Source organism: Bifidobacterium sp. wkB338 (assembly GCF_003688325.1).
In the GTDB taxonomy this organism is placed as follows: domain Bacteria; phylum Actinomycetota; class Actinomycetes; order Actinomycetales; family Bifidobacteriaceae; genus Bombiscardovia; species Bombiscardovia polysaccharolytica.
Genome location: NZ_NPOR01000024.1, coordinates 1 through 25,793, shown reverse-complemented (window position 1 = coordinate 25,793; position 25,793 = coordinate 1). Strand labels below are relative to the sequence as shown.

The following is a 25,793-nucleotide window of genomic DNA, read 5'->3' as shown; positions in this document are numbered from 1 at the left end:
CAGTGGCGATTCGTACAATCAGAGTGGTTCCCGATCCGGTTTTGCGTACCCCATGCGATCCTGTGACCAGCATCACCCCGGCTGTGCGCAGTCTGGTGCGTGACCTGGTGGACACTGTCGACGATCCGGGCAGGGCGGGCCTATCGGCCAATCAGATCGGCGTGGGCCTGCGAGTCTTCTCGTATAATATTGGCGGCAAGGTGGGCTACATCATCAATCCGGTCATCGACAAGACCTCCGGCGAGCAGTATGGCGAGGAGGGATGCCTGTCCCTTCCAAACCTTTGGTATCCGACCAGACGGGCCGACTACGCACGAGCCCACGGCATCGATCTGGACGGCAAGACAGTGACTCTCGAAGGCCATGGCATCATGGGTCGGATGATTCAGCACGAGTGCGATCACCTGGACGGCCATGTCTATGTGGATCGGCTGGAGAGCGATGTCCGCCGCAAGGCCATGCAGCAGCTGAGATCAGCCAGGTAGGCAGAGGGCGAACACGGTGCCCGAGGTCATTGGCCTCGGGTATCATAGTAACTCGGCGTGTCATTGCGCAGGTCCGCTGTCACGGGTGGGCAGGCGCGCCAAGAGTATTCCCAAACACACGCCGTAAATTCGCGCCATGTCCGCGACGTCCTGTGTCGGTCGGCTCCTCGGAGTTGCACGCAGGTGCACATGGCCAGGCAATAACCGACAATGAAAGGTATGGACATGGCACAGATCACCATGAGCGAAATGCTGAAGGCCGGCGTCCACTTCGGACACCAGACCCGTCGTTGGAACCCCAAGATGAAGCAGTACATCCTGATGGAGCGCAACGGCATCCACATCATCAATCTCTTCAAGTCGCTCGGTCTGATCGACCAAGCCTATGACTTCATCAAGCAGACTGTGGCTCACAACGGCACCGTGCTCTTCGTGGGGACCAAGAAGCAGGCCCAGGAGGCCATCAAAGCTCAAGCCACCCGGGTGAACATGCCCTACGTCTCCGAGCGCTGGCTGGGCGGCATGCTGACCAACTTCCAGACCGTGACCAAGCGGGTCGGCCGCTTGAAGGAGCTGGAGGAGATGGACTTCGACGACGTGCATGGCTCGGGACTGACCAAGAAGGAGCTCCTGCTCCTGCGGCGCGAGAAGGACAAGCTGGAGCGTCAGCTGGGCGGCATCCGCAACATGAGCCGCACCCCTTCGGCCCTGTTCGTGGTCGACATCAACAAGGAGGCCCTGGCGGTCTCCGAGGCTAACAAGCTGGGCATCCCGGTCGTGGCCCTGGTGGACACCAATACGGATCCTGAGCTTGTCACCTACCCTATTCCGGCCAACGACGATGCTATTCGCGGCGTCGAGCTGCTGACTCGGCTGATGGCCGATGCCGTGGCTGACGGTCTGCTGGAGCGCTCTGGCAAGGCCGCCAAGACCGAGGAGGCCTCCGACCAGCCCATGGCCGAGTGGGAGAAGAATCTGCTGGAGAACAAGGATGGACAGCCGCAGGAGCAGGCCCAGGAGACCGCCCAGGCTCCCCAGGCCGAGCAGCCCGCGCAACAGCAGCAGGAGACCCCCGCTGCCGATCAGGCCGCCTGAAATTTGGCGTCTAGATGATGCATTCAGGAAAGACCAGATAGGAGAGTTTTATGGCAAAAATCACCGCTGCACTGATCAAGGAGCTGCGTGACCAGACCGGCGCCGGTATGATGGACGTCAAGAAGGCCTTGACCGAGGCTGAGGGCGACATGGCCCGCGCCAAGGAGATTATCCGCGCCACCGGCATCCAGGCCGCAGGCGCCCGTGAGGGCCGCAAGGCTCAGGAGGGCCTGATCGCCTCCACCGTCATCGAGGGCGGGCAGGGTCAGATCGGCTACGCCGTCGAGCTCAACTCCGAGACTGATTTCGTGGCCAAGACCCCTCAGTTCGTCGAGTTTGGCCAGGAGGTCATCGACGACGTGGCCAAGGCTGATGCCTCCAACGCCGAGCAGGTCGATGCCGCTCCATCCAAGTCAGGCACCGTCAAGGAGACCGTGGAGGAAGCTGGTGCTCTCTTCCATGAGCACGTCAAGGTCGGCCAGGTGGCCCGGGTCGAAGGTCCCCGTGTAGAGATTTACGCCCATCGCAAGTCTGTGGAGATGCCCCCATCCATCGTGGCCATGATCGCCACTGATGAGGCCGGCGCCCAGGTCGCCCATGAGGTGGCCCTCCAGATCTCTGCCATGAGTCCCAAGTGGCTCAGCCGCGAAGATGTGCCCGCCGATGTGGTGGAGTCCGAGCGTCGCGTGGCCACTGAGAAGTCCCAGGCCGAAGGCAAGCCCGAGAAGATCATTCCCAAGATCGTAGAGGGGCGTCTGAACGCCTTCTTCAAGGAGACCGTTCTACTGGAGCAGCAGTACGTCAAGGACACCTCCAAGACCATTGGTGACCTCTTCAAGCAGGCAGGCGGCAAGGCTCTGGCCTTCGCCCGTCTCGAGGTAGGCAAGGGCGACGAGGAGTAGTAAGTAGTTCAGCAATGTTTTGTGTCGTCTGCTTGATCTTGTCTAAGGGACTGGCAGACGTCCGGCATTGATGGCAGGGGAGTGGCTTTCGTAGCTGCTCCCCTTCTTTTGTCCTAAGTCAGTTCCCAGGGCCTATTCCCTCGGTCTGCTCAAGAGGGGTTGTCGCCCAGCACGGATACCCTGTTAGCGGCGTATACCGCCCGTCATCATGTCTGGAGAAAGGGCTTTTATGACCGGATCCGATTCAGCGCAAAACCAAGCATCGCCTCGTCGTGTGCTGCTCAAGCTCTCCGGAGAGGCCTTCGGGGGAGGCGAGGTCGGCATCGACGTGCAGGTGGTCAAGCGGGTGGCCAAGGAGATCGTCCAGGCGGTGCAGGGCGGCGTTCAGGTGGCCATCGTGGTGGGCGGTGGCAACTTCTTCCGCGGAGCCGAGCTCAGTCAGGCCGGAATCGAACGTTCGCGCGGCGACTACATGGGCATGCTGGGCACGGTCATGAACTGCCTGGCTCTGCAGGACTTCCTGGAGCAGGATGGTCAGGCCACCAGGGTGCAGACAGCCATCACCATGGGCCAGGTGGCCGAGCCCTACATTCCGCTCAAGGCCATCCGCCACCTGGAGAAGGGACGCGTGGTCATCTTCGGCGCCGGATCCGGCATGCCTTACTTCTCAACCGACACGGTCTCCATACAGCGGGCCTTGGAGATACATTGCGTCGAGGTCCTCATGGGCAAGAACGGTGTGGACGGTGTGTATACGGCTGATCCGCACAAGCAGGCTTCTGCGCGAATGTTCACCAATCTCAGCTACCAGCGGGCCCTAGTGGACAACCTGGCCGTCATGGACGCGGCAGCGCTGTCCATGGCCCGGGACAATGACATGCCCATCCGCGTCTTCGGACTGGAGGGTGAAGGCAACGTGACCGGGGCGCTTAAAGGCCAGCGCCTGGGCACCTTGGTCCACGGAGGTCCTGATCGTACCCTGTGACCGGTTGCGGGCACACACCCCGCGCCGCTTGGCCCCTGTGGCCCCATGGCCGTAGAGTATAAGAATGACGGACCTCGCGCGCACAAGCGGATGGTCCATACAGCAAGGAGCAGATCATGACCACAGTGGTGGACCAGGCCGGAAGGCAGATGGACAAGAGCATCGAGGCGACCAAGGAGAACTTCTCAGGAATTAGGACCGGGCGTGCCAACCCCTCCTTCCTCAACGACATCATGGTGGAGTATTACGGCACACCTACGCCCATCAAGTCGCTGGCATCGATTGGCGTCCCGGAACCTCGCACCCTGGCCGTTACCCCCTTCGACCCCTCCCAGGCAGGCGCAGTCGAGAAGGCCATCCGCGACTCGGACCTGGGCGTCAACCCCAGCCGTGACGGCAACGTCATCAGGGTCACCATGCCCGAGCTGACCGAGGAGCGTCGCCGGGACTATGTCAAGCTGGCCAAGAACAAGGCCGAGGAGGGTAAGGTGGCTGTCCGCAACATCCGACGTAAGGTCAAGGAAGAGCTGGAGGGCAAGGTCAGGGATGGCGACCTGGGCGAGGATGAGGGCAACAGGCTGCAGAAGGAGCTGGAGACCGTCACCAAGCAGAAGAACGACATGATCGACCAGCTCCTGGATGCGAAGGAGAAGGAAATCCTCGAGGTCTGATTCGCCTTGGAGGATCCACTGTTCATGAGTACCAAGGAAAGCTCCGCCGAGAAGACAGGTCAGGATGCCGTCGAAACCCTGAACAAGCGGACCGGGCGCAACATGCCGCAGGCGGTGGCCACTGGCGCGCTTCTGGTCGTCATCATCCTGGCCTGCATCCTTGTGCGAATCGACGCATTCATCTATCTGATTGTGATTTTCATGACCCTGGGGCTCTGGGAGCTCAGGGTGGACTTTGCCACGGCAGGTCTGCATATACCGGTGATAGAGCTCTGGATCTGCTCGGCGGCCACCATGCTTGCCTCGTTCTATGCGCCGGACCACGTGGTGGTCATGACCGCTGGTGTTCTGGTCACTGCCTTGATCGGGGCTCTTGCGGCCACTCGCAATCATCGCCTGGGTGGCCGTCTGCTCAAGGCGGTGAATGCCAAGCTGTCGGGCAAGGATGCACAGACCATGGCCGATGCCTCCTACGGTGCTGCAAAAGGGGAGAGCCAGTTAAGCAGCCTTGCCAGTGTGGGCGTCACTCTTTTGACTGTTGTCTACATCACCCTCCTGGCCTGTCTGATAACCTTGCCCACTACCTTCGGCGGGCATCCTGCCGCGCATGCCTTCATGGTGATTTTCCTGCCTGCCCTAAGCGACATCGGCGGACTTCTCTTCGGTTCGCTTTTCGGCAAGCATAAGATTGCGCCCCGCATCTCTCCCGGCAAGTCCCTGGAGGGTCTCGCAGGCTCCATGCTCTGCTGTCTGGTCGGCGCTCTGGTCATCTTTGCGGCCACCTATCCTATGGCGGATTGGGGGCGGATCTGGTGGGTCGCCCTGCTCATGGGCATCATGGTCGGAGCCACTGGCACTTTGGGCGACTTGAGTGCATCTTTGATCAAACGCGACCTGGGGATCAAGGACATGGGCCACCTGCTCAAGGGCCACGGCGGAGTGCTGGACAGGGTGGATTCCATCCTCATGTCCGCACCATTCATCACACTGGTCCTTTTGATCACTGGTCTGTGATCGGAATTGACTGTACGTGTTTTTCATAGTTTTGGCGGTTGAGTAGCTGATACAGGATGAGGTAGAGGTATGACAGATGTCGACATGACCGGTGCCGAGCCTGAAACCGGCATCACCCCCGGAGGCAAAGATGGCGCCTTCAGGGACGTTCTGGCGGCCGACCATGCACGTCGAGGCAAGCCGCCGCGCCACTTTACGGACATGGACCAGCAGGAGCGTCAGGAGGTCTGCGCTCAACTGGGCCTGCCGAAATTCCGTGTTTTGCAGCTGGCCAACCATTACTTCAATCACCTGTCCATCAATCCGGGTGACTTCACGGATTTCCCTGCGGCCAGTCGTCAAGAGGCTGCTCGCCGCTTTTTCCCTGAATTGATCACCCCAGTCACCGTCCAGAAAGCGGATCAGGGGACCACCATCAAGACCCTCTGGGAGCTCTTCGACGGGTCCAGGATCGAGTCCGTGCTCATGCGATATCCCTCCAGGGCCACCCTCTGTATCTCCAGCCAGGTCGGCTGCGGCATGGGCTGCCCCTTCTGCGCCACCGGTCAGCTTGGGTTGACTCGGAACATGTCGACTGGCGAGATTCTGGAACAGGTCAGGGCCGCCTCTCACATGATGAGGTCCGGACAGGTTGCCGGGGGCCCGGGACGCCTGAGTAATATCGTCTTCATGGGGATGGGCGAGCCCATGGGCAACTACCGGGCTGTCCTGTCCGCAGTCAGGCAGATCAGTGCCCTGCCGCCCAAGGGATTCGGCATCTCGGCCAGGAACATCACTGTGTCCACGGTGGGCGTGGTTCCCGGCATCCGCAAGCTGACCAAAGAGGGAATTCCGGTCCGTCTAGCCGTCTCCCTCCATGCCCCCAGCGACAAGTTGCGCGACGAGCTGGTGCCCATGAACAGGCGCTTCAACACGACCCAGGTTCTGGATGCAGCTCACGACTACTACCTGGCAAGCGGCAGACGGGTCAGCATCGAGTATGCCCTAATGCGAGGCATCAACGACCAGGTCGAGCATGCCCGTCTTCTTGCCAAGCGCCTCAACCACTATGGGAACGACTGGGCGCACGTCAATCCCATACCTCTGAATCCGATTGAAGGGTCTCGTTGGACGGCCTCCAAGCCTGAGGATGAGCAGCGGTTCCTGGACATTCTTCACAAGGCCGGCATCACTGCGACCATGAGGGACACCCGCGGATCGGACATCGACGGTGCCTGCGGTCAGCTGGCAGCCAAGGCCGTCAAGCTTCAGGCCTGATTCGGCCTTTTGCAGTGTGGCCATGCCATAGTGTGGACATACGGTAGTCTTCCGACACTGCAGGGGCTAGTGTCGTGACTCAAACAATTCGGTTCAGGCAGGAAGGCAGGTCGCATGACGGTAGCGGTTCGTGTCATTCCCTGCCTTGATGTCGACCAGGGCCGTGTGGTCAAAGGCGTCCACTTCAAGAATCTGCGCGATGCGGGTGATCCGGTCGAACTGGCTTCCGCCTACTACCAACAGGGAGCCGACGAGCTGACCTTTCTGGATGTGACTGCTTCGGGCAGCGGGCGAGCCACCATGGTGGACCTGGTCAAAAGCACTGCCGACCAGATTTTCATTCCGCTGACTGTCGGCGGAGGCGTGCGCACCCCGCAGGATGTCGACACCCTCCTGCGGTCCGGGGCTGACAAGGTCGGCATTAATACAGCAGCTATCGCCAACCCGCAGGTCATCGGCGACATCGCCCAGCGGTTTGGTCGCCAGGTTCTGGTGCTCTCGGTCGATGCCCGCCGATCTAATGCACAGGGTATTACCTCGGGATATGAAGTGACCACCATGGGCGGCCACCAGTCCGCTGGCATCGATGCCGTTGACTGGGTCAAGCAGGCTCAAGAACTCGGAGCCGGCGAGGTTCTTCTCAATTCCATGGATGCGGACGGCACCCGTCAAGGTTTCGATCTGGAAATGATCGCCGACGTGCGCAAGGCAGTATCTCTTCCGCTCATCGCCAGCGGCGGGGCAGGCAAGGCTGCCGATTTTCCTCCTGCGGTCAGGGCTGGGGCTGATGCGGTCCTGGCGGCTTCCGTCTTCCATTTTGGCCAGGTGTCCATCAAGGACGTCAAGCAGGCGCTCCATGCGGCCGGGTATCCGGTTCGATGGCAGGCCTGAACCAATCCCGCAGAAAAATTTCGGCACCACATGGTGCATGGCTTTTGCAGGCCTTGTTGGCAGCCATCGGGAAACCATACCCATACCATGAACAATCAACCGCCAAGGTTATGTCGGACAAACTAGCCGAATTAATTAGCTGAATCAAGGAGAATGAGAATCAATGTCACAGTCTTCGAAGGACCAGGAAGAACGTTTGGACCCGAGCATAGCGGCCAGGCTCAAGAAGGATGCCAAGGGACTTGTGGCCGCAGTGGTCCAGCAGTATGACAGTCGCCAGGTGCTCATGGTCGGTTACATGGACGAGGAGGCCCTTAGACGGACCCTGACAACAGGAAGAGTCACATTCTGGTCCCGCTCTAGGCAGGAATACTGGCGGAAAGGGGACACCTCCGGGCATGTCCAGTATGTCAAGGGAGTCAGCATTGACTGCGACGGGGACGCGCTTCTTGTAGAGGTGGACCAGGTAGGGGCGGCCTGCCATACCGGGACCAGGTCGTGCTTCGAAGCTGGCGGACCGCTTCCGGTAGTGCAAGGCAATCGCACTCAGGCGGAAATGCAGAGTCAGGAAGGGCCATCCAGTGCAGAAAGACGCTAAGGTTGTTGCAGGGAACATTCAGAAAACTGGAGGGAAGGGCTCTATGACCGTCTTGGATGAACTGGTGGCCGGCGCCGTGGAGGATGCTAGGGGCCGGGTACAGAAGATTCCCTTGGAAAGCCTCAAGCAACAGGTCAGGAGCATGAAGCGCAAACCTCTGGATGCCGCCCGACTGCTCAGGGAGAGCGTCGGCATTCCGATTATCGCAGAGATTAAGCGTGCCTCGCCCTCCAAGGGGTATCTTGCCGACATCAAAAATCCTGCTGCCCTGGCCCGACAGTATGCCAACGGAGGCGCCTCAGCCATATCTGTCCTGACTGAGGGCAGACGCTTCCTGGGGTCCTTGGAAGATTTGCGACAGGTCAGGCAGGCAGTGGGCATTCCCGTGCTCAACAAGAACTTCATCGTCTCCGACTACCAGGTCTGGGAGTCCAGAGCCAATGGGGCCGATATGATCCTGCTGATTGTGGCGGCCTTGGATGACACCCGCCTCAAGCACCTACTCGACCTGGCCGGGAGTCTGGGCATGACCGCCCTGGTCGAGACGCATGATCGTCAGGAAATCGAGCGTGCCATTGCGGCCGGTGCCAAGGTGATTGGCATCAACGCCCGCAACCTGAAGGACTTGAGCGTTGACGTTGACCAGTATGCTCGTCTAGCTTCCAACCTGCCCAAGGACGTGGTCAAGGTGGCTGAGTCCGGAGTGTTCGGGACGGTCGAGCTGGAGCGGTACGCCCGGGCCGGGGCCGATGCAGTCCTGATAGGAGAAGGTCTGGTCACATCCCAGGACCAGGAGGGGACGGTTCGCTTGCTGGTTCAGGCTGGTCATCGATTCAAGGCTGCAGAGGCCAGGCCCCTCTCTACCCATGACGGTCCCTATTTCGGCCCCTATGGCGGTCGTTATGTACCTGAGGCCCTGGTTGGCGCCCTTGATGAACTGGAGCGTGTCTACAAGGAGGCCAAGGCCGATCCGGCCTTCCGTGAGGAGCTGAACAGGCTCAACCGGGTCTATGTGGGGCGTCCCTCAGCCCTGACACCTGCGCCTCGGTTCGCCAAGCTGATCAGCGATCGGGTCGGCGGCCAGGTCAGGGTCTTTCTGAAACGGGAGGATTTGAACCATACGGGCGCCCACAAGATCAACAACGCCCTGGGTCAAGGGCTCCTGGTCAAGCGCATGGGCAAGACCCGCGTTATCGCCGAGACCGGCGCTGGGCAGCACGGTGTGGCCACGGCTACAGTCTGCGCCCTCCTTGGCTTCAAGTGCCGAATCTACATGGGGCAGGTCGATGCCCGCAGACAGGCCCTGAATGTGGCCAGGATGCGAATGTTGGGAGCCGAAGTCGTCGAGGTGACCACCGGGACCAGGATTCTCAAGGATGCCATCAACGAGGCCCTGCGCGATTGGGTGACCAACGTAGAATCCACTCACTACCTGCTGGGCACGGTAGCAGGCCCCCATCCCTTCCCGACCATCGTCAGGGACTTTCAGAAGATCATCGGCGAAGAAGCCTCCGCCCAGCTGTCTGCGTACGGCATCGACCATCCTGATGGAGTTGTGGCCTGCGTCGGCGGAGGCTCCAACGCCATCGGCATCATGAACACTTTCCTGGATGATCCCCGAGTCTCCCTATACGCTTACGAGGCTGGTGGAAACGGGCCCAAGTCAGGCGAGCACGCCATCCGCCTGTCGCCAGGGACAGGCCAGGTCGGCGTCTTCCAGGGGACCAAGTCCTATCTTTTGGAGGATGATCAAGGCCAGACCATGGACACCTACTCGATTTCCGCCGGCCTGGATTACGCTTCGGTGGGACCTGAGCATGCCTGGCTGCACGACATGGGCCGGGTCAAGTATGACTACGCAACCGACAAGGAAGCCATGCAGGCTTTCAGCGACCTCTGCCGGACCGAAGGCATCATCCCCGCTCTGGAGTCTTCGCACGCCTTGGCCGGAGCCAGCAAGGCAGCCACCGACCTTTTGCGCAAAGGAATCAGGAATCCTGTCATCCTGATCAACATCTCGGGCCGAGGCGACAAGGATGTGGCCACTGCGGGCAGATGGTTCGGCTATCTGTCCGAGCAGGAGGCCAGTGCGCTGGAAGCCCAGGCCGGGCACGGCAAGAGTGATCAAGCGGAAGAGGAGGCCCGATGATGGTCAACCAGATATGGCAATGGCAAAAAGCCCCCGCCCAGCCCAAAGGGTTCAGCCGCGCGACCAGCCCGGTGGCATCCACTTTGCAGGCCCTCCGGCAGCAGGGCAGGCCTGCCTTTATCGGCTACTTCCCCTACGGATTCCCCGACGTGCCAACATCCTTGGAGGCCATGCGGGTCATGGTGAAAAGCGGTGTCGACATCGTTGAGATCGGGCTGCCCTATAGCGACCCGGTCATGGATGGCCCAGTAATCCAAGCGGCCAGCAAGTGCGCCATCGATAATGGCGTTAAAGTCGAGGGTGTCTTCGATGCGGTTCGCCAGGTCCAGGCGGACGGTGCAAGGGCTCTGGTCATGAGCTATTGGAATCTGATTCTGCATCATGGCGTAGCGGACTTTGCCCAGCGCATGGCCGAGGCTGGCGGGTCCGGGCTTGTCACCCCGGATCTGATTGTCGACGAATCCGGGGAATGGATAGAGCAGTCTGACCGCTATGGGCTTGATCGGGTCTATCTGGTCTCGCCCGACTCCACTGATGCACGTCTGCAGATCACCTCTCGAGCCGCCAGAGGATTCGTCTATGCGACCTCACGAATGGGAGTGACCGGCGAACGAACCAGCATGTCCAATTCGGCCCAGAACCTGGTGGCAAGAGTCAGACATGCGGGCGCTCCTTATGTGTGCGTGGGCATCGGGGTTTCGACCGCCCAGCAGGCCTCTCAGGTTGGCGCCTATGCGGACGGGGTAATCGTCGGATCGGCCCTGGTCCACTGTCTTCTGGATGACGAGGGCAGACCGCGGAAAGACCGCAGAAAGGCTCTTGAGGCCCTGGCTGAGATTTGCTCCGACCTGCGCTGGGGCATCTCCCAGGCCAGGAAGTGAGTGGGGCTGTAAGGCCCAGGGGCTAGATTGGGGCTTTATGACGCTTGCCTACATTCCATCGCCGGGAATATCCAGCTTCCATCTGGGGCCGGTCACCATCCGGTTCTATGCCCTGACCATGCTCCTGGCCATCATCGTGGCTGCTTGGATCACGACCAGACGCTGGAAAAAGGAGGGTGGCCGGACTGACCAGATTCTGGACATCGCCATCTGCGCGGTTCCAGCTGGCATCGTTGGCGCAAGGCTCTATCACGTCATCACCACCCCCGAACGCTACTTCGGAGCTGATGGCAACCCGGCTGACATCCTGCGCATCTGGCGCGGAGGCTTGGGCATCTGGGGTGCGGTTTTCCTGGGAGCTCTGGCAGCCTGGGCCTGGTGCCGTCACAAGAATTACCCGACCGCCCTGCTGGCCGACTGCGTGGCTCCTGCCCTTCTGGTGGCCCAGGCCATCGGGCGGCTGGGCAACTGGTTCAACCAGGAGCTCTACGGGGCTCCCACCACGCTGCCTTGGGGGCTGAAGATCGACGCCGCAGGTTCCGCCATCGGCAACAGCGAACAGTGCTATGACGGGGCCACCTGTCCAACTGGCACTCTCTTCCAGCCCACTTTCCTCTATGAGATGATCTGGAACCTTATTGGTGCGGCCCTTCTGGTCTGGATCGGCCACAAGGCCGTGAACATCCTCAAGGCCGGCTCCCTCTTCGCCCTCTATGTCATGTGGTACACCCTGGGGCGCACCTGGATCGAGGCCCTTCGCATCGACTTCGCCCACGAATTCCTAGGTGTCAGGATCAACGTCTGGGTGTCCATGACGGTCTTCTTCCTGGGGGCTGTAGCCTTCGTCCTCATAGCGCGCAAGGGCAAACCGACCTCCTTGCTGTCCGAAAAGTTGAGGACCATTACCGAGCTTGAGGTACGTCAGGAATCCGAGGACCAGAGCAAGTAGGTCAGGGGTCGGTTGCCAGAAGGTCGGGACCTCTGCAATTGAGCCACAAACCGGTGCCGCCGGTCTTCCGTACAACATAGAATAATCTCCATGAGCATTCAGATAGCACCCAGCATTCTTTCCGCCGATTTCGCCAACCTGGAGCGGGATCTCAAGGCTATTGCCAATGCCGATATGGTCCACGTGGATGTGATGGATCATCATTTTGTTCCCAACCTGACGCTTGGCGAGCCCGTGGTGGAGCGCATCTGCCAAGTGACCGACCTGCCAGTGGACGTACATCTGATGATCGAGGACCCCGACCGCTGGGCCCCTGAATTCGCCAAGCTGGGTGTTGCCTCTGTCACCTTCCATACCGGAGCCGTCCATGCCCCGGTTCGTCTGGCCCGCCAACTGCACGACATGGGGGTCAAGGCCTGCCTGGCCGTGCGCCCCGCCGAGCCTGTGGAACCGATCTTCGATATTCTCGATGAGTTTGACATGATTCTGGTCATGACCGTGGAGCCAGGCTTCGGCGGCCAGAAGTTCCTGAACAATCAGATGCCTAAGACCCGCCGCCTGCGTGACCAGATCACAGCTCGCGGTCTTAAGACCCACATCCAGGTGGATGGCGGGGTAAGCCCCACCACGGCTCCCATCGTGGCAGAGGCTGGAGCCGATGTCCTGGTGGCAGGCTCCGCGGTCTACGGCGCAGACGACCCGGCCAAGGCCATTGACCAGATCAGGCAGGCCGCACAGGTAAGCTACAAGGACTGACAGGTTTTGCAGGAAGAATGGAGATAGCCAGATGAAAACCTTCGATGGGTTGTTTGAGGAGCTCACTACCAAGGCCAAGGAGCGCCCAGAAGGGTCCTTGACAGTGGACGAGCTGGACAAGGGCACGCATTTCATCGGCAAGAAGATCAATGAAGAGGCTGGGGAGACCTGGATTGCCGCCGAGTATGAGGGCAAGGAGCGGACAGCCGAGGAGATGAGCCAGCTGCTGTATCACATTCAGGTCATGATGATTGATCGGGGCATTACCTTGGAGGATGTCTACAGGTACCTGTGACCCCAATCCCGTCCCGCTGTAGATTCGCTTCCGCAATTAGGAGGTTGCCGTGTTGAAGGTCGCGGTGCCCAATAAAGGCATGTTGTCCCAGCCCGCATGGAGGCTGCTGTCAGAGTCCGGCTACCGTCTGCGTTCCAACGACCGGCAGCTGGTAGTCGATGATGCCGACAACGACATCCAGCTCTTTTACTTAAGGCCCAACGACATAGCGGTCTATGTCGGCCTAGGAACCATTGATCTGGGCATCACCGGTCGTGATCTTCTGCTGAACTCGGGTACAGGGGCCGTCGAGGTCACGCAGCTGGGATTCGGCGCTTCCACTTTCAGGTTCGCTGCTCCAGAGGACAGCTCCATCAGCGCCTTGCAGGACGTGGATGGCAAACGGATCGGCACCACTTTCGACCGGCTTCTTGAGGACTACCTGACCAGCAAAGGGCTCAAGGCTGAACTGATCCATTTGGACGGGGCAGTGGAGTCGTCGGTCCAGCTGGGAGTAGCCGACCTGATCGCCGATGTGGTCTCCACCGGCACCACCCTGCGCAACGCCGGGCTTCGGGTCTTCGGCGATCCCATTTTGAAATCGGAGGGGATTCTCATCAGGTCGCCCCGCCTGGATCCGGATGATGACCGGTTGGCGGTCATGTCCCGAAGGCTGGAGGGTGTGCTGACAGCCCGCCGCTATGTGCTGATGGATTACGACATCCCGGTTGAGCGTGTAGCCATGGCTGTGGGCATCACGCCCGGGTATGAGTCTCCGACAGTCTCCTCCCTGCACGACAAGCAGTGGGCGGCGGTCAGGGCCATGGTACCCAGGGACCAGGTGAACAACCTCATGGACCGCCTCTATGAGATCGGTGCGCGTGCCATCCTTGTAACAGCCCTTCAAGCTTCTAGAATGTAGTCGGATGGCACTGATCGATCGAATTTCACGCAGCAGGTACAGCCCTGAGCCGCGGTCTGTGATTCTCACTGTACCGAACGTCATCAGCCTGCTTCGTATCCTATCCATACCCCTTATTGCCTACTTGGTGGCCAATCGGCACCTGATCATCTCTCTAGTGGTCATGCTGATTTCGGCCCTGTCAGATGGGGTGGACGGAATCATTGCCCGCAGGTTCAACCAGGTCAGCAAGCTGGGGCAGATCCTGGATCCGGTTGCCGATCGTCTACTCATTCTCTGCTCCGTCCTTGCCCTGAGCATTGCCTCGATCCTGCCCTGGTGGCTTCTGGCCCTGGTCGGGGCCCGGGACGTGCTCATGGGTCTGCTGGTTCTGGTGCTGGCTCAGCACAACTATGGTCCTCTGCCTGTTCACTTCGCGGGCAAGACTGGCACAGCCGTACTTATGCTGGCCATACCGGCCCTGATCTTTGCGGATGTTGGTACTTCACCCTTCTTCCGCTTCTTTCATCTGGTGGCCCTGGCAGCCGTCATTTGGGGGGTGGGCCTCTATTGGCTGGCAGGGCTGATATACGCACGTCAAGGCATCGGACTGATTCGTCAGGACCGCCATCATGACTGAACCGCAGAGGATGCCTGAATCCTTCCCCGTGCCGCCCGACCGTGCCCTGATTCACCGCCGGGCGGCTTTTTCGCATTCCACTTCTGGTCTGGAACGCCACTATGTTGATGAAGAGAGCTCTGAGCCCTCTCAGGAGTCCATTCGTCGGCGCATGGCCGATGAGTCCTTGAGGCTGATCGACGATCTGACCAACCGCCCCATGGATCCTATGTTCGAGGATGCCCGCCTGCTGCCTGCTGAACGCAGATCACCGCTGAGCGTCTGGGTCAACAGGATCCTGGTCTTCGTCATCTGTGTGCTGGTTGGTTTGGCTGGCACGGGCATAGTGCAGGTGCTGCACCGGGACCCGCGTCAGAAGGTACGTGAAAAGCTGATCTCCCAGGTGGAGGTGGTCAGCAAACGTGCCAATGACCTCAACAGCCAGATTTCAGACCTCAACGGAAAGATCGACACGCTTTCGGGTCAAGTTGGCGGCCAGGGGCAGAACGGCACCCAGACCGCCGACGATCTGACCAACGGTACCAGCAAGGTGCAGGGCCAAGGCATCGTTATTACCCTGGCTAACCCTATTGCCTCCAAGGATGTCCGAGACAATGCGGATCAGATCAAATTGGTCACCGACCAGGATCTGCAGTGGTTCCTGACCAAGCTCTGGTCCGCGGGAGCCGAGGCCATTGCCATCAACGGCAATAGAATAGGGACACAGACATCAGTGCGCACGGCCGGTCAAACCATCCTGGTGGGGACCGCTTCCGTTGAGGCCCCCTACAAGATTGAGGCCATAGGCGACCAGGGTGCACTGTCTGATCTGATGTCTCGCAGTGATCTGAAGAGCCGCCTGCGTGACCTGAAGAATGCGAACATTACCGTCAACGTGAACAAGCAGCGGCGCCTGAACCTGAATGCAGTCGGTCTGCCCAATCTGTCCTATGCCGGAAGGAGTCATTGACATGTCGGCAATTCTCGGCCTGATCCTAGGCGTGGTGGCGGGCATCTTCCTCAAGCCCGACATTCCCATCGTCCTGCAGCCCTACCTGCCCATTATGGTGGTGGCGGCCTTGGATGCATTGATGGGCGCAGTCCGTTCCTACTTCGAGCGCAGCTTCTCGGATCGGGTCTTCGTGGTCTCCTTCATCTCCAATGTGATTACCGCCACACTTCTGGTCTTCCTGGGCAATCAGCTGGGTGTGGGCTCTCAGCTGTCCACAGCTGTCATCGTGGTCTTGGGTATCCGCATCTTCTCTAACGTCTCCGCCATTCGACGGTTCATTTTCAAGGGGTGAGTATATGAGACACACCCTCAGGAAGAAGCGCGATGAACGGATGCCCGAGAGTATTCCACCCAGGCGGCCTGGGCGGGTCAGGGCTCCATCCGACGATACGCAGACCGGTGCTTTCCCGGTGGTTCGGCGGCGGCCTCTGCGCACGCTCAATTCCAACGCCACCAGGGTCAGGCTGGTCACCAGCGTCTTGGTGGCCCTTATGTGCGCCTTGCTGGGCTTCGGGTACGCCGTCCAAGTGCGCAACAACCAGTCCTCTTACCAAAGCCTATCGGAGGAAGAGCTGGTGCGGGTGTTGGACGAAACCAGCAATCAGGTCGATAAGTTGGAGGAGCGCAAGAGCCAACTCAACCAGCAGCTGACCTCTATAAAGTCCGCCGCCGACAAGCAAAAGGAGGCCGCCCGCATCGCCCAGCAGAACGAGCAGAGCAGCGGCATCCTGTCCGGACGGTTGCCAGCCCAGGGCAGGGGAGTAGTGGTGACTGTCACCGAGGACAGCGACCGTGTGGATGCCTCGACTATGTTCAACCTGATCGAGGAGCTACGCAATGCAGGGGCTGAGGTCATATCCTTCAACGATGTCCGGGTGGTTACCAACACCTATCTGCTGGATACGCGCACCGGCCTGCAGTGCGACCACTCCAAGCTGCAAAGCCCCTATGTCGTCAAGGCCATTGGGGACCCGGACAGCCTGCAGAACGCCATTCAGATCGCCGGGGGAGTGGGCTCGCGGATCAAGGTGCAATTCCATGCATCTGTATCAGTGGAGCAGTCCGATAGTGTCAGAATCGACCAGGTTCGACGCGTGCAGGACTACCAGTATGCAAAGCCTGTAGAATAGATAGTTATGACAGAACCTATTCCCACTGCGGGCGAGACGACCATCATTGGCATGCCGGCCCTGAACATTCCAGTCACCTCCAACGGTGACCGTCCACTGACCAAGGACGATCTGGAGACTATGGCCCGATTGCCTGAGGGTACAGCCCTGCTGATCTCTACCAGGGGAGCGGTGTCGGGATCGCGTTATCTGCTGGATGAGGACCAGGTCAGCGTGGGCCGTGATCCCAAAGCGGATATTCTGTTGGACGACTCGACAGTCTCCAGGGCGCACGCCATATTTGTACGGACTGACCAAGGCTTCAGGGTCGAGGACACGGGCAGCCTCAACGGCACCTACGTCAACCGTGAACGCGTGGACCAGGCCGACCTGCACAACGGCGACGAGATCATGATCGGCAAGTTCAGGCTGGTCTACTTCGACAATCGGGCAGTCATCGCCAAGAGCTGATAGGGGGCATGGCATGGCCGAAGAGGTGCCGAAGCTGGTGCAGGGGGAACTCTTCTCGGCTGAGCAGGCCGAGGGCACGACCCGAGGCTACCGGGGAACTGTCGCGGCCAAGGTGGCCGGCATCACCTATCGACAGCTGGATTACTGGGCCCGCAAACGGATTGTAGAGCCCTCAATCAAGGCCTCACACGGATCAGGCTCCCGCAGGCTATATTCTTTCAAAGATGTGGTCATTCTGGCGGTCCTCAAGCGACTCCTGGATGCCGGGGTCAACCTGGTCAATGCAACGAGCACTGTGGCTTATCTTGAGCGTCGGACGGTCGGTCAGCTTGAGCATGTGACTGTGGTTTGTGACGGGGACGAGGTTAGCGATTGTTCAGGCCCGGATCAGGTCTTCGCTTTGATGCAGTCCGGGCGTGCCGTCTTTGCTATCTCTGTGGGTGCTATCTGGCATCGGATGGATCTGGAACTGCAGACCTGCGACCATGTGGATTTGACTACCGGACAGCTGACACCAGGCTTGCCTGAGCGGCCCATCGACGAGCTGACGGCTATGCGTCTGCGCCAGCGTTTGGAGCACCAGCACGAGCAGCGTCAACGGGCTGCATGATCGACGAGGACAACATTGTGCGAAGGCCATGTGGCGGCCTAAATGGGGGAGAAAAATAATAAGTAATTTGACATAACGTACATTATCGGCTTACTGGTATTTCATAGCAATTTGCTTTGTTGACTGTGATTTCAGGGTTGTTACTGTCCTGGCTTGGAGCTTTGCGATTGTTTGCGCAAGACAGATCCTGAACAAGGTGTTATTCCTGGAAGTAATCCTCGGCAGCTTGGCACAATTGGCCGACTTGGTCTATGACTCGGTAGCACCCATGAGACTCAAGTTCTCCGGGCTCGGCATAGCCCCAGCCGCATCCCAGGCAGTCCAGACCGGTTTCCAGCGCGCCATCGGCATCAGTCCAACGGTCGCCGACCATAAGGGCCCGGTCGCCGTGTTTGGCATCGAAACCAAGCCGCTGCAGCGCGTAAGTGATGACTTGGCCCTTGGTGACCCTTGTGGAGTCCTTGCTGGCGCCATAGACTCCATCCACCAGTGGCCTCAATCCGAAATGGTCACATACGGGCAGGGCCTGATACTCAGGCTTGCAGGTTGCCACAGCCAATGTCAGACCATGCTCGCGCATACGGTTGAGCTGCTCGGGAATGCCATCGAAGACCGTGGCGAGCAGGCGTCCAGGGATACGTGGTCCCGGATGCCTTGGATCTTCGAATGATGCTGTCTCACTGTAATAGCGCCGGTAGATTTGAACGCCCCTATCTACGTCCTCATCTTTAATGCCGTTGTTGCGCAAGGATACTTCGATAGCTGGTCCGATGAATCGTCGAAGCTCGCTCTCGTCGGGCACAGGATGACCAAGCTCTTTGAAAGTCTGCACCACAGAGGCGATAATGCCCGGATGAGAAGCAGTCAGGGTACCGTCCAGATCCAGCAGAACCAGGCGGCGCGGTGATTTACTCATAGTCGGGGAACCATCCTTCGCGGTGCATTTTCAGACGCTTGTCAAGCACAGCCTTGAGCTCATCCTCGGACCGACGCTCCAGCAGCATGTCCCAGTGGGTCCTGGTCGGTTTGCCAGTCTTGCCGGACTCCTGCTCGTCGTGCCCCTCAAGGTGAGCGATCTGCCCACAGCGGCACTCCCACTCCTGCGGCACCTCAGCGCCCTCGGCCAAGGGCAGGATGGTCCGATGGCCCTTGGGGCAGATGTAAGCGACCTCGCTGCGTGCCGCGAAGTCCACATTCTGATCAGATTCCAGGGACTTCGCCCCAATACTCATACCGCGAAGACTACGCTCTGCCATGATTCCTCCTTACTCGTGTCCGTCACTGCCTCCAAGCTACAGAACAGTGTTGACCTGAAACTTATTCCCTGTCTGCGGCCGTGTTCACTCCACGCCTGTATATGCCACAATGCCACGATTGACCTGGTCGGCGGCGATGCTGGCTGCCCTGGCCAGGTGATGCCCTCCCCTGCCCAGGTAGGGTTCCACTTGGACGATCTGGGTGAGCACATCGGACAGGCGCTTGGCGTTGCGCACGAAGTCCCCCGCCGTCAGATCACTGTCACGCAGGATGGTGGTCAGAGAGTCGCCGCAGGCCCAGTCGTAGATGGTCGGCCCTAAGTCAAAATCAAGTTCCGGGGGCAGTTCCAACCCGGCCTGATCGCAACGTTCCTGCACCTGGGACCACTGACGCTTCATATCATCCATGGCCTCGACCAGCCTGGGAGCTCTATATCCGGCCCTCTCCCCCGGCTGCTCCCCTACCCCACGTCGGGATTCGTAGACCAGTCCGGAAACGGCGGCCGCCAGTTCTGCGGGCTCCAGATCGTTGAGGAGGCCCCGATCCAGGATCTCGGCAAGGCTCAGATCCTGCTCACTGTAGATGCGCCGAAGCAGCTGCCCTTTGCGCGTCAATCGGCAGTCATCAGGGTCGACGGGACGGGTGTAGTGCAGGTCGGCCAGAATCCGGCAGATCCTGTCGAACTGGCGCGAGACCGACCCTGTTTTGGACTCGTACTGTTCCCGGGTGCGCTGCAGCTCCTTGTCCATCCGGATCCACCGGTTCCCCCAGCGCAGGTGTTTGGGCAGATCCGGGCACTGGCGGCAGGGATGGTTGCGCTCCTGCTCGCGCAGCTGGTCGATGTGCCGGTCAAGATCACGGAACGCCCGGTCGCGGGCCTTCTCGCTGGTGAATCGTTGGCGCTTCAGACGGCGGCGATCGTTCTTCTGGGCCGAAGAGAGGGCCGTACGGATGCGCATGAACTCGATCAGATCGCCACGGCTGCACTGGGCAGCCTTCCGGTAGTCCTCCAGGCCGTTGGTCAGGGTCTCGATGCGTTCCTCCAGTTCCGAGGCTGATCGGTTGGCCTCCCACTGGGCGAAAGAGTGGTCCAGAGTGTCCCGGGCCCGGCTGTAGCTGGAGGAATTGAGCAGGTTGACGGCCATGTTGAAGGTGGGTCGGAAGCTGGAGTGCAGCGGGTAGACCCTCCTGCTGGACAGGGCGGCCATGGTCTTGGGACTGAAGTCCCGGTGATCGACCACTACTACATGGCCGATGTCGTCGATGCCGCGCCGGCCGGCCCGGCCGGTCAGCTGGGTGAACTCGCCGGGCGTCAGGGCCACATGGCCGGTGCCGTCGAACTTCTCCAGCTTCTCGACCACGACGCAGCGGGCGGGCATGTTGATGCCCAGGGCCAGGGTCTCGGTGGCGAAGACCACCTTGAGCAGTCCCAGCTCGAACAGATGTTCGACTATTTGCCGGAAGAGAGTGACAACGCCTGCGTGATGGGCGGCGAACCCCTGCTCCAGAGCGAAGCGGAACTGGGCGAATCCCAGCGCCTTGAGATCCTCCTTGCTGAGCTGGCCGGCTGCCATGGAGTCCACGATGTGCCGTATGCGGCGGGCCTCCTCATCGGTGGTCAGCTGCAGCCCTGCCCGGATGCACTGCTGAACAGCCTGGTCGCAGCCGGTGCGGGAGAAGATGAAGTAGATGCCGGGCAGCATGTCCATGAAGTCCAGCTCATCGACCACGTCGGCCCGGCTTGGACGATACCGCTCCCCCATCCGTCGCTCCGGCCTGCCGCCGCGGCCATGGCGATGGTGATGCCCCTGGTCGCGGGCCTGGATGCGCTCCTGTCCGGCCTTGTCCAGCTGGGCCAGCCGGGAGACCAGACGCGGGTTGATCTTTGGGGTCTGCCGTCCTGAGCCGTCGTGCCGATACAGGTCCAGGATCTCTGGCTCGGTGTGCCTGTCGGCCTGGACCAGGACATGCTGCTCCAATGGCACGGGCCTGCGCTCTGAGACCACCAGATGGGTGCGTCCGCGCACCGAGGAGATCCAGTCGGAGAATTCCTCCACGTTGGACACGGTGGCCGACAGCCCCACAATGCGGGTGGAGGCCGGCAGATGGATGATGACTTCCTCCCAGACGGGCCCACGGAAGCGGTCCGCCAGATAGTGGACCTCGTCCAGGATCACGTACTTCAGTGCCGTCAGGGTGGAGGACTGCTCATAGAGCATGTTGCGCAGGACCTCGGTGGTCATGACCACGATGTCCGCCTCGGAGTTGATGGAGGTGTCGCCGGTCAGCAGCCCCACCCGGTCCTCGCCGTAGCGGTCGACCAGGTCATGGTATTTCTGGTTGCTCAGGGCCTTGATAGGAGTGGTGTAGAAGGTCTTGACGTTCTGTTCCTGGGCCAGGAATACTGCGAAGTCGGCCACGATGGTCTTCCCAGCGCCGGTCGGAGCGGCCACCAGGACGTTGTCGCCATCCTCCAGGGCGGTGATGGCCTCCAGCTGGAAGTCGTCCAAGGGGAAGGGCAGCTTGGACTGAAAGCGTGCAGGCGCTCCGGTCATGCGTTTGCGGTGACGATTGAAACGGGCATAGCGTTCCGCCGGCCCCGGTTCGGATGCTGATGAATCCTGTCCGTGGTGACGATGACCTGACATGTTCCTCCAAGAACTACCTATTGAAATGCTTCCACCGCCGCCAGATGAGGCCGTGGTTCCTCCTGTGCTGCTCCTTGCGCTCCAGCACCAGGGCATGTGCCTGGCTGTATCGCTCGGTTGACTGCGACAGGGGCAGGGCGAAGGCCGGTCCCTCAGTCATATCCGTTGCCTGGGACTGCCCTGCCGCCGGAGGTTGGGGCATGTGGCGGTTCAGATCCTCTGAGACCCGCCCTATGGAGCGGCTGGCTGCCATGGCATGTCGGATGGCGTAGACGGCTCCGCCGATCAGCATGGCCAGCATGAAGATCACCAGAAGGATCCAGATCCATCCAGGCATGGAACTCCTCTCCGACCGGGACTAGTGCCGGTCCTGCTCCTTGTCGTGAGCGTCGCTGATGGTGATCTCGCGCTGGGCGCGGGCCAGAATCATAGTGCGCAGGGTCTTGGGCGCCACTGCGGTGATGTGCTTGGCGTGGGCGATGCAGAAGGCCACGAACCAGGAGTCCGAGGAGACGGTAAGGTGGACCTTCTGCCCGGATCCGCAGGGCTCAACCGAGGCGCCCGGCAGGGACTTGATGTAGGGCAGGTCAGGACGGTCGGTGATGAAGACCGCAGCCGTGCCGTTGTCGAAGGACCACTTGCGCAGCTCGCTGACTGGCACATCCGGGAACTCCACCTTATGGCTGGGCTTGACGATGGTCGCATGCTCGATTCTGGCGATTCGCAGAACCTGCCACTGCCGGTTTCGTCCGGTGCCCTGCTTGAGGTGGCGGCTGGAATCCGAGGGAGCGTCCGCAGCCTCAGTGCCCTCTGCTGCGTCGCCGATATCGGTCCAGGCGGCGACATAGTAGACGCCCTCGTCCACGAAGATCTTGGCAGGTGCCACCACCTTGCGGCGGGTCCGGCCGGCAGCATCCGTGTACTCCATGTCCAGCAAGGACTCGGTCTTGATGGCCCGGCGAACCACCGAGAAGCTCTTGGGCTCGGTCTCATACCCGGTAAGGGAGAGCCAGGGTGTCTCGCCTGGCCCTACGTGTGTGCGCAGGCGCTGGTAGAGCGACTCGGCTTGGGTCCGGGACTGCTCGGGCAGCAGGGGCGAGTGGGCTAGGTAGTTGAGCGAGGCGGTCAGCATGCTCAGGTATTGGGGTGAGATGCCGGCCAGCCGTTCCAGCCCCAGCGAGTTGGTGGCCGAGACGATACCACTGTCGTCCAGCAGGGACCAGTCGATGTCGAAGAACTGGCTGCCGGCCATCTCCCCGTCGTCCGAGACCGTGGTCAGGGTGTTGATGTCCTTGTGGATGGTGTTGACGTACTTGCGCAGCTCTTCCTTGCTGTTGGGGTGGCCGATGAAGCGCTCGGCCAGCTCGGCCAGGGAGAACTCCTCGCCCAGGTGTGCGGACAGGAAAAGCATGAGCCGGAGGCGGCGGTCCACCTCGGATCCGGTCTGGAAGGAGGATGCGCTGGCTCGGCGGGCGTGCCTGAGGTCGGTATCGTCGTCGCTGAGGTCGGTGGCAAAGTGCTCGACGCTGGTGCGAGCGATTTCCGGGGAAATGACCGTTGCCGCGCCGGGGCTTATCGACTCGTCGGCCAGCTTGAAGCGGGCGGCAGCATCCAGGCGCCGTCGGAAGGCGTCTGCGGCCTCCTGCGGGCTGACGATGGAGGCATCGGGGTGTTCTAGGACGAACATGGCCAGATCGTCCGAATCGGCATAGGCCACGTTCAGATTCTCTCCGTCCACGTCCACGGTGGCGGCGAAGCGGCGGGAGTCGATGACCTTGACCAGATTGTCGGGAATGCGCTGGGTGCCCAGTCCAGGAGCTATGGAATCCAGGCCCAGTCCGGGGATGGGCACCTGCGGCACCCGAGGAGTGGTGCGCGAGGCCGGGCGTACAGGCTCTTCGCATGCCTCCTGGGACATGGCGATGGATCGGGCCAGGTAGTTGGCTGCGGCCAGCACCGGCATGTCCTCCTGGTTGAAGTGCATACGGATGCGGGGCTCGTCCCCCAGTTGCAGGCGGTAGGAGGCGAAATCCTGCCCTTCGGACTTGGAGGAGTATTCGGGCTGACGGGATTCGATGGCGATCCCCATGGCTGCCAGCTTGGCCCGGTCACGCTGGAACTGCTTGGCGAAGGCGGCCTTGGCAGCCTGATCGGCCAGCTCACCGTAAGAGTCGGCATAGGCCTTGACCCGCTGCGCTATCTGCCGAGAAGTCAACCATTGAGGGAAAGCGGACGATAAGACGGCCAGGACATCAAGTTCGTGTTTGCCCCACTTATCAGAGAAACGCCGTCTTCCGTTCGTACCTTCTGCCATCAGTCCTCGCGTATCGTTAAAATTTTGACTGTTAGTGCGCCTAACGCACATCTGTCTATCATAGATTCATTTTCAGGAACGTGGGAGCCAAACGCTCAAATACGGTCCCTTTTCTTGACAGGCTGAACCCTCTTGCGCCTGGCTTTAGACCCACTCGTCCGGTTCGATACCCTGGGGTCCCACATACTGGCCATTGGGCACGTATGAGGAACGCCCCTGGTCGCTCAAATGGGCATCCGCATACAAGGTCACATCCCTGCCGAAGGTCCAGTCTCCCTCGATGGTGACCGAGTTGGCGGCTGCCAGGCTGGGAACCCCGTAGGGGAAGCGCTCATCGAAGTCGGCGATGTACTTGTAGTAGCGTTCGTCCAGCTGGACGTTGGGGAAATCGTAGTTGCCATCCTCCATCTCGTAGGAGTCGGTCAGGTGGAAACGGTCGGAGCGCATGATGAACAGGTCGTCGGTGGTCTTGACGGGCAGGAAGCGCATGCGGTCCACCTGCACGCAGATGGCTCCCTCGAAGAGCGTGGCGGCGGAACCCATGGCGGTCTCCAGTTGCACCACGGGTCTGGTGGAAGGGTCGGTGGGATCGACGGTCTTGCGGTTTTCGATGATGGGAAGGGGCAGCACCCCGTCGTATTGGGCCAGCTTGTCGCGCAGGGCATCGACCCTGACCCAGATGCTGTTGGTGTTGAAGTAGGGATGCTTGCGGATGGACATGGCCGAACTGCGGTCGTGCGGATCCACCTGGGACATCTCCCGCAGGATGAGGCGTCCGGTGGCCTTGTCGATGACGATGTGGCCGCCCTTGCGGTCAGCCTCGGTTCGCTCGGCCACCTCGATCATGAAGGGCGCTCCGGACTGTGCGAAATAACCGGCCAGGGTCCTTGAAGGCCTGGCGCCCAGGTTGTCGGAGTTGGAGATGAACAGGTAGTCGATCCCCTGCTCCTTGAGTGTGTCCAGCAAGCCCGTCTCCCAGATGGTCGAAAAGATGTCGCCGTGGCCGGGAGGGCACCATTCAAGCTCGGGCTTGGCTGGGAAGTCGACAGGACGGCCGGTATCGGCGTCAATCTTGGGTTCGATGTGCTGAATGATCTCCATGGGCACATCATTCTGAACGAAGCGGCGGTCCTGCTTGACCACGCGCATGGTGTCTCGTGAGGTGCGGAAGGAGTTCATGAAGATCAGCGGCAGGGGTACCCCCAGGCGTTTGCGTGCCGTCAGCACCTGGCCCATGATGATGTCCAGAAAGCGCATCCGACGGGCCTTGTGGCGACGAATGGGCAGCAGGGACTTGGCCTTTTCCAGGCCCATAGAGGTGCCCAACCCACCGTTGAGCTTGATGAAGGCGGTGCGGGAGAATGCGTCCAGGGCCATGTCCATATCCATGGAATCGTGGATGTCCTTGGTGCGGGGCACGTCCTTAAGCGGCGTGATGTCCTTTTCGCGCACGCAGGCTTTGGCATCTCCCCGTTCCCAGGTTTCGTAGAGGTGCCTGAACTGGTTGATGGAGACTTCGCTCATGCCCTTGTCGCGCATCTTTGCGGCCGAAAGGTCGAAAACGTCTGTGCTCATGAAACCCCTTCCGGGCTGGGACGACTTGCGGCCGACGCGGGTTGCGCCGACCGTTCAGAATAATGATAGCAAGTTGATCAGGTGGCCCCGTCTGTCCGGACTGGTCTGCTGGGACTCGCCGAACCATTGTCGGTCCTGCGACGCTGTGCTACTATCTCTACTCGGTGCTGATGCACTGTCGGGCCGTAGCGCAGTTTGGTAGCGCACTTGACTGGGGGTCAAGGGGTCGCGGGTTCAAATCCCGCCGGCCCGACCAAATAGCAACGATTCCGATCCTGCAGAGCCTCGGAATTTTTGCAGAGCGCTTTTGGATCGATACAAGGCTGCATAGTTCGATTTTATATTTGCCAATGCGTTGGGGTTAATTCCG

At 60.5% G+C, this 25,793-nt stretch carries 27 protein-coding genes and 1 tRNA gene; 22 read left to right on the top strand and 6 right to left on the bottom strand.

The features are described from left to right. Window positions 1-2: 2 nt before the first annotated feature. The 21 genes from CI603_RS05145 to CI603_RS05045 all read left to right on the top strand — a co-directional run bounded on the left by CI603_RS05145 (window position 3) and on the right by CI603_RS05045 (window position 17,629). On the top strand, window positions 3-485 hold the full coding sequence (locus tag CI603_RS05145) for a peptide deformylase (protein WP_015021747.1): 483 nt from the start codon (window positions 3-5) through the stop codon (window positions 483-485). A gap of 225 nt (window positions 486-710) precedes the next feature. Then, entirely contained in the window at window positions 711-1,580 is an 870-nt protein-coding gene (gene rpsB / locus CI603_RS05140; RefSeq protein ID WP_046323753.1) for a 30S ribosomal protein S2, read from the top strand. 50 nt (window positions 1,581-1,630) lie between these two features. After that, window positions 1,631-2,482, top strand: a complete 852-nt coding sequence (tsf, locus tag CI603_RS05135) for a translation elongation factor Ts (RefSeq protein ID WP_046322846.1) — start codon at window positions 1,631-1,633, stop codon at window positions 2,480-2,482. Window positions 2,483-2,711: 229 nt separating this feature from the next. Beyond that, complete coding sequence (gene pyrH / locus CI603_RS05130; RefSeq protein WP_110412760.1) at window positions 2,712-3,467, top strand: UMP kinase; 756 nt, start codon at window positions 2,712-2,714, stop codon at window positions 3,465-3,467. A gap of 116 nt (window positions 3,468-3,583) precedes the next feature. After that, entirely contained in the window at window positions 3,584-4,138 is a 555-nt protein-coding gene (gene frr, locus CI603_RS05125) for a ribosome recycling factor (protein ID WP_121913302.1), read from the top strand. Window positions 4,139-4,162: 24 nt separating this feature from the next. Then, window positions 4,163-5,152 carry a phosphatidate cytidylyltransferase gene (locus CI603_RS05120; RefSeq protein WP_110425179.1) on the top strand — a complete coding sequence of 330 codons (990 nt, stop codon included), beginning with the start codon at window positions 4,163-4,165 and terminating at the stop codon, window positions 5,150-5,152. A gap of 69 nt (window positions 5,153-5,221) precedes the next feature. Next, window positions 5,222-6,409 carry a 23S rRNA (adenine(2503)-C(2))-methyltransferase RlmN gene (gene rlmN, locus CI603_RS05115; protein WP_395947972.1) on the top strand — a complete coding sequence of 396 codons (1,188 nt, stop codon included), beginning with the start codon at window positions 5,222-5,224 and terminating at the stop codon, window positions 6,407-6,409. Window positions 6,410-6,523: 114 nt separating this feature from the next. After that, window positions 6,524-7,300 carry an imidazole glycerol phosphate synthase subunit HisF gene (gene hisF / locus CI603_RS05110; RefSeq protein WP_121913301.1) on the top strand — a complete coding sequence of 259 codons (777 nt, stop codon included), beginning with the start codon at window positions 6,524-6,526 and terminating at the stop codon, window positions 7,298-7,300. Between the two features lie 163 nt (window positions 7,301-7,463). After that, on the top strand, window positions 7,464-7,898 hold the full coding sequence (gene hisI, locus CI603_RS05105) for a phosphoribosyl-AMP cyclohydrolase (protein ID WP_046322851.1): 435 nt from the start codon (window positions 7,464-7,466) through the stop codon (window positions 7,896-7,898). Between the two features lie 43 nt (window positions 7,899-7,941). Next, complete coding sequence (trpB, locus tag CI603_RS05100) at window positions 7,942-10,047, top strand: tryptophan synthase subunit beta (RefSeq protein WP_121913300.1); 2,106 nt, start codon at window positions 7,942-7,944, stop codon at window positions 10,045-10,047. Then, window positions 10,047-10,928, top strand: coding sequence for a tryptophan synthase subunit alpha (trpA, locus tag CI603_RS05095; protein ID WP_110425626.1), 882 nt, complete (start codon window positions 10,047-10,049; stop codon window positions 10,926-10,928). Before trpB ends, trpA begins: the two co-directional genes overlap by 1 nt. A 37-nt stretch (window positions 10,929-10,965) precedes the next feature. Continuing rightward, window positions 10,966-11,877 (top strand): prolipoprotein diacylglyceryl transferase, encoded by a 912-nt coding sequence (gene lgt, locus CI603_RS05090; protein ID WP_121913299.1) that lies wholly within the window; start codon window positions 10,966-10,968, stop codon window positions 11,875-11,877. 90 nt (window positions 11,878-11,967) lie between these two features. Beyond that, on the top strand, window positions 11,968-12,633 hold the full coding sequence (gene rpe, locus CI603_RS05085; RefSeq protein ID WP_046322854.1) for a ribulose-phosphate 3-epimerase: 666 nt from the start codon (window positions 11,968-11,970) through the stop codon (window positions 12,631-12,633). Between the two features lie 31 nt (window positions 12,634-12,664). Beyond that, window positions 12,665-12,928, top strand: a complete 264-nt coding sequence (locus tag CI603_RS05080) for a phosphoribosyl-ATP diphosphatase (protein WP_046322855.1) — start codon at window positions 12,665-12,667, stop codon at window positions 12,926-12,928. A gap of 49 nt (window positions 12,929-12,977) precedes the next feature. After that, entirely contained in the window at window positions 12,978-13,829 is an 852-nt protein-coding gene (hisG, locus tag CI603_RS05075; RefSeq protein ID WP_121913298.1) for an ATP phosphoribosyltransferase, read from the top strand. A 4-nt stretch (window positions 13,830-13,833) separates the two neighbouring features. Continuing rightward, complete coding sequence (locus CI603_RS05070) at window positions 13,834-14,448, top strand: CDP-alcohol phosphatidyltransferase family protein (RefSeq protein ID WP_183122255.1); 615 nt, start codon at window positions 13,834-13,836, stop codon at window positions 14,446-14,448. After that, window positions 14,441-15,397: a DUF881 domain-containing protein gene (locus CI603_RS05065; RefSeq protein WP_121913297.1), complete on the top strand. Its 957-nt coding sequence runs from the start codon at window positions 14,441-14,443 to the stop codon at window positions 15,395-15,397. The genes CI603_RS05070 and CI603_RS05065 overlap by 8 nt, the downstream gene beginning before the upstream one ends. Window position 15,398: 1 nt before the next feature. Continuing rightward, the gene (locus tag CI603_RS05060; protein ID WP_015021764.1) at window positions 15,399-15,731 is read left to right on the top strand and encodes a small basic family protein; all 333 of its coding nucleotides are present in this window, start codon (window positions 15,399-15,401) and stop codon (window positions 15,729-15,731) included. A 4-nt stretch (window positions 15,732-15,735) separates the two neighbouring features. After that, entirely contained in the window at window positions 15,736-16,569 is an 834-nt protein-coding gene (locus CI603_RS05055; protein ID WP_082097744.1) for a DUF881 domain-containing protein, read from the top strand. Between the two features lie 6 nt (window positions 16,570-16,575). After that, window positions 16,576-17,019, top strand: a complete 444-nt coding sequence (locus CI603_RS05050; protein ID WP_046322859.1) for an FHA domain-containing protein — start codon at window positions 16,576-16,578, stop codon at window positions 17,017-17,019. Window positions 17,020-17,032: 13 nt separating this feature from the next. Beyond that, window positions 17,033-17,629 carry a MerR family transcriptional regulator gene (locus CI603_RS05045; protein WP_121913296.1) on the top strand — a complete coding sequence of 199 codons (597 nt, stop codon included), beginning with the start codon at window positions 17,033-17,035 and terminating at the stop codon, window positions 17,627-17,629. Between the two features lie 199 nt (window positions 17,630-17,828). Here CI603_RS05045 and CI603_RS05040 read toward each other — a convergent pair whose 3' ends face one another. From CI603_RS05040 to CI603_RS05015, 6 genes are all read right to left on the bottom strand, one after another. Next, entirely contained in the window at window positions 17,829-18,545 is a 717-nt protein-coding gene (locus tag CI603_RS05040; protein WP_121913295.1) for an HAD hydrolase-like protein, read from the bottom strand. Further along, entirely contained in the window at window positions 18,538-18,885 is a 348-nt protein-coding gene (locus CI603_RS05035) for an RNA polymerase-binding protein RbpA (protein ID WP_045935333.1), read from the bottom strand. Before CI603_RS05035 ends, CI603_RS05040 begins: the two co-directional genes overlap by 8 nt. Before the next feature lie 84 nt (window positions 18,886-18,969). Then, window positions 18,970-21,534 (bottom strand): RNA helicase, encoded by a 2,565-nt coding sequence (locus CI603_RS05030; RefSeq protein WP_121913294.1) that lies wholly within the window; start codon window positions 21,532-21,534, stop codon window positions 18,970-18,972. A gap of 13 nt (window positions 21,535-21,547) precedes the next feature. Beyond that, window positions 21,548-21,871: a hypothetical protein gene (locus CI603_RS05025; RefSeq protein ID WP_121913293.1), complete on the bottom strand. Its 324-nt coding sequence runs from the start codon at window positions 21,869-21,871 to the stop codon at window positions 21,548-21,550. Between the two features lie 21 nt (window positions 21,872-21,892). Continuing rightward, window positions 21,893-23,848 carry a YafY family protein gene (locus CI603_RS05020; protein ID WP_024627703.1) on the bottom strand — a complete coding sequence of 652 codons (1,956 nt, stop codon included), beginning with the start codon at window positions 23,846-23,848 and terminating at the stop codon, window positions 21,893-21,895. 144 nt (window positions 23,849-23,992) lie between these two features. After that, window positions 23,993-25,423 carry a UTP--glucose-1-phosphate uridylyltransferase gene (locus tag CI603_RS05015; protein WP_121913292.1) on the bottom strand — a complete coding sequence of 477 codons (1,431 nt, stop codon included), beginning with the start codon at window positions 25,421-25,423 and terminating at the stop codon, window positions 23,993-23,995. Window positions 25,424-25,602: 179 nt separating this feature from the next. On the opposite strand from CI603_RS05015, the gene CI603_RS05010 reads away from it, so the two are divergent. Next, window positions 25,603-25,679, top strand: a tRNA-Pro gene (locus CI603_RS05010). The last annotated feature ends 114 nt before the right edge of the window (window positions 25,680-25,793 follow it).

What these genes read in the sequence shown, in the direction of transcription:
- frr (WP_121913302.1), top strand. Translation starts at nt 3,584, where the DNA reads ATGACCACAGTGGTGGACCAGGCCGGAAGGCAGATGGACAAGAGCATC.
- CI603_RS05070 (WP_183122255.1), top strand. Translation starts at nt 13,834, where the DNA reads ATGGCACTGATCGATCGAATTTCACGCAGCAGGTACAGCCCTGAGCCG.
- pyrH (WP_110412760.1), top strand. Translation starts at nt 2,712, where the DNA reads ATGACCGGATCCGATTCAGCGCAAAACCAAGCATCGCCTCGTCGTGTG.
- CI603_RS05015 (WP_121913292.1), bottom strand. Translation starts at nt 25,423, where the DNA reads ATGAGCACAGACGTTTTCGACCTTTCGGCCGCAAAGATGCGCGACAAG.
- CI603_RS05065 (WP_121913297.1), top strand. Translation starts at nt 14,441, where the DNA reads ATGACTGAACCGCAGAGGATGCCTGAATCCTTCCCCGTGCCGCCCGAC.
- lgt (WP_121913299.1), top strand. Translation starts at nt 10,966, where the DNA reads ATGACGCTTGCCTACATTCCATCGCCGGGAATATCCAGCTTCCATCTG.
- CI603_RS05040 (WP_121913295.1), bottom strand. Translation starts at nt 18,545, where the DNA reads ATGAGTAAATCACCGCGCCGCCTGGTTCTGCTGGATCTGGACGGTACC.
- CI603_RS05080 (WP_046322855.1), top strand. Translation starts at nt 12,665, where the DNA reads ATGAAAACCTTCGATGGGTTGTTTGAGGAGCTCACTACCAAGGCCAAG.
- hisF (WP_121913301.1), top strand. Translation starts at nt 6,524, where the DNA reads ATGACGGTAGCGGTTCGTGTCATTCCCTGCCTTGATGTCGACCAGGGC.
- trpB (WP_121913300.1), top strand. Translation starts at nt 7,942, where the DNA reads ATGACCGTCTTGGATGAACTGGTGGCCGGCGCCGTGGAGGATGCTAGG.
- trpA (WP_110425626.1), top strand. Translation starts at nt 10,047, where the DNA reads ATGGTCAACCAGATATGGCAATGGCAAAAAGCCCCCGCCCAGCCCAAA.
- rpsB (WP_046323753.1), top strand. Translation starts at nt 711, where the DNA reads ATGGCACAGATCACCATGAGCGAAATGCTGAAGGCCGGCGTCCACTTC.
- rpe (WP_046322854.1), top strand. Translation starts at nt 11,968, where the DNA reads ATGAGCATTCAGATAGCACCCAGCATTCTTTCCGCCGATTTCGCCAAC.
- rlmN (WP_395947972.1), top strand. Translation starts at nt 5,222, where the DNA reads ATGACAGATGTCGACATGACCGGTGCCGAGCCTGAAACCGGCATCACC.
- CI603_RS05120 (WP_110425179.1), top strand. Translation starts at nt 4,163, where the DNA reads ATGAGTACCAAGGAAAGCTCCGCCGAGAAGACAGGTCAGGATGCCGTC.
- CI603_RS05055 (WP_082097744.1), top strand. Translation starts at nt 15,736, where the DNA reads ATGAGACACACCCTCAGGAAGAAGCGCGATGAACGGATGCCCGAGAGT.
- CI603_RS05025 (WP_121913293.1), bottom strand. Translation starts at nt 21,871, where the DNA reads ATGCCTGGATGGATCTGGATCCTTCTGGTGATCTTCATGCTGGCCATG.
- tsf (WP_046322846.1), top strand. Translation starts at nt 1,631, where the DNA reads ATGGCAAAAATCACCGCTGCACTGATCAAGGAGCTGCGTGACCAGACC.
- CI603_RS05035 (WP_045935333.1), bottom strand. Translation starts at nt 18,885, where the DNA reads ATGGCAGAGCGTAGTCTTCGCGGTATGAGTATTGGGGCGAAGTCCCTG.
- hisI (WP_046322851.1), top strand. Translation starts at nt 7,464, where the DNA reads ATGTCACAGTCTTCGAAGGACCAGGAAGAACGTTTGGACCCGAGCATA.
- CI603_RS05030 (WP_121913294.1), bottom strand. Translation starts at nt 21,534, where the DNA reads ATGTCAGGTCATCGTCACCACGGACAGGATTCATCAGCATCCGAACCG.
- CI603_RS05060 (WP_015021764.1), top strand. Translation starts at nt 15,399, where the DNA reads ATGTCGGCAATTCTCGGCCTGATCCTAGGCGTGGTGGCGGGCATCTTC.
- CI603_RS05045 (WP_121913296.1), top strand. Translation starts at nt 17,033, where the DNA reads ATGGCCGAAGAGGTGCCGAAGCTGGTGCAGGGGGAACTCTTCTCGGCT.
- CI603_RS05020 (WP_024627703.1), bottom strand. Translation starts at nt 23,848, where the DNA reads ATGGCAGAAGGTACGAACGGAAGACGGCGTTTCTCTGATAAGTGGGGC.
- CI603_RS05050 (WP_046322859.1), top strand. Translation starts at nt 16,576, where the DNA reads ATGACAGAACCTATTCCCACTGCGGGCGAGACGACCATCATTGGCATG.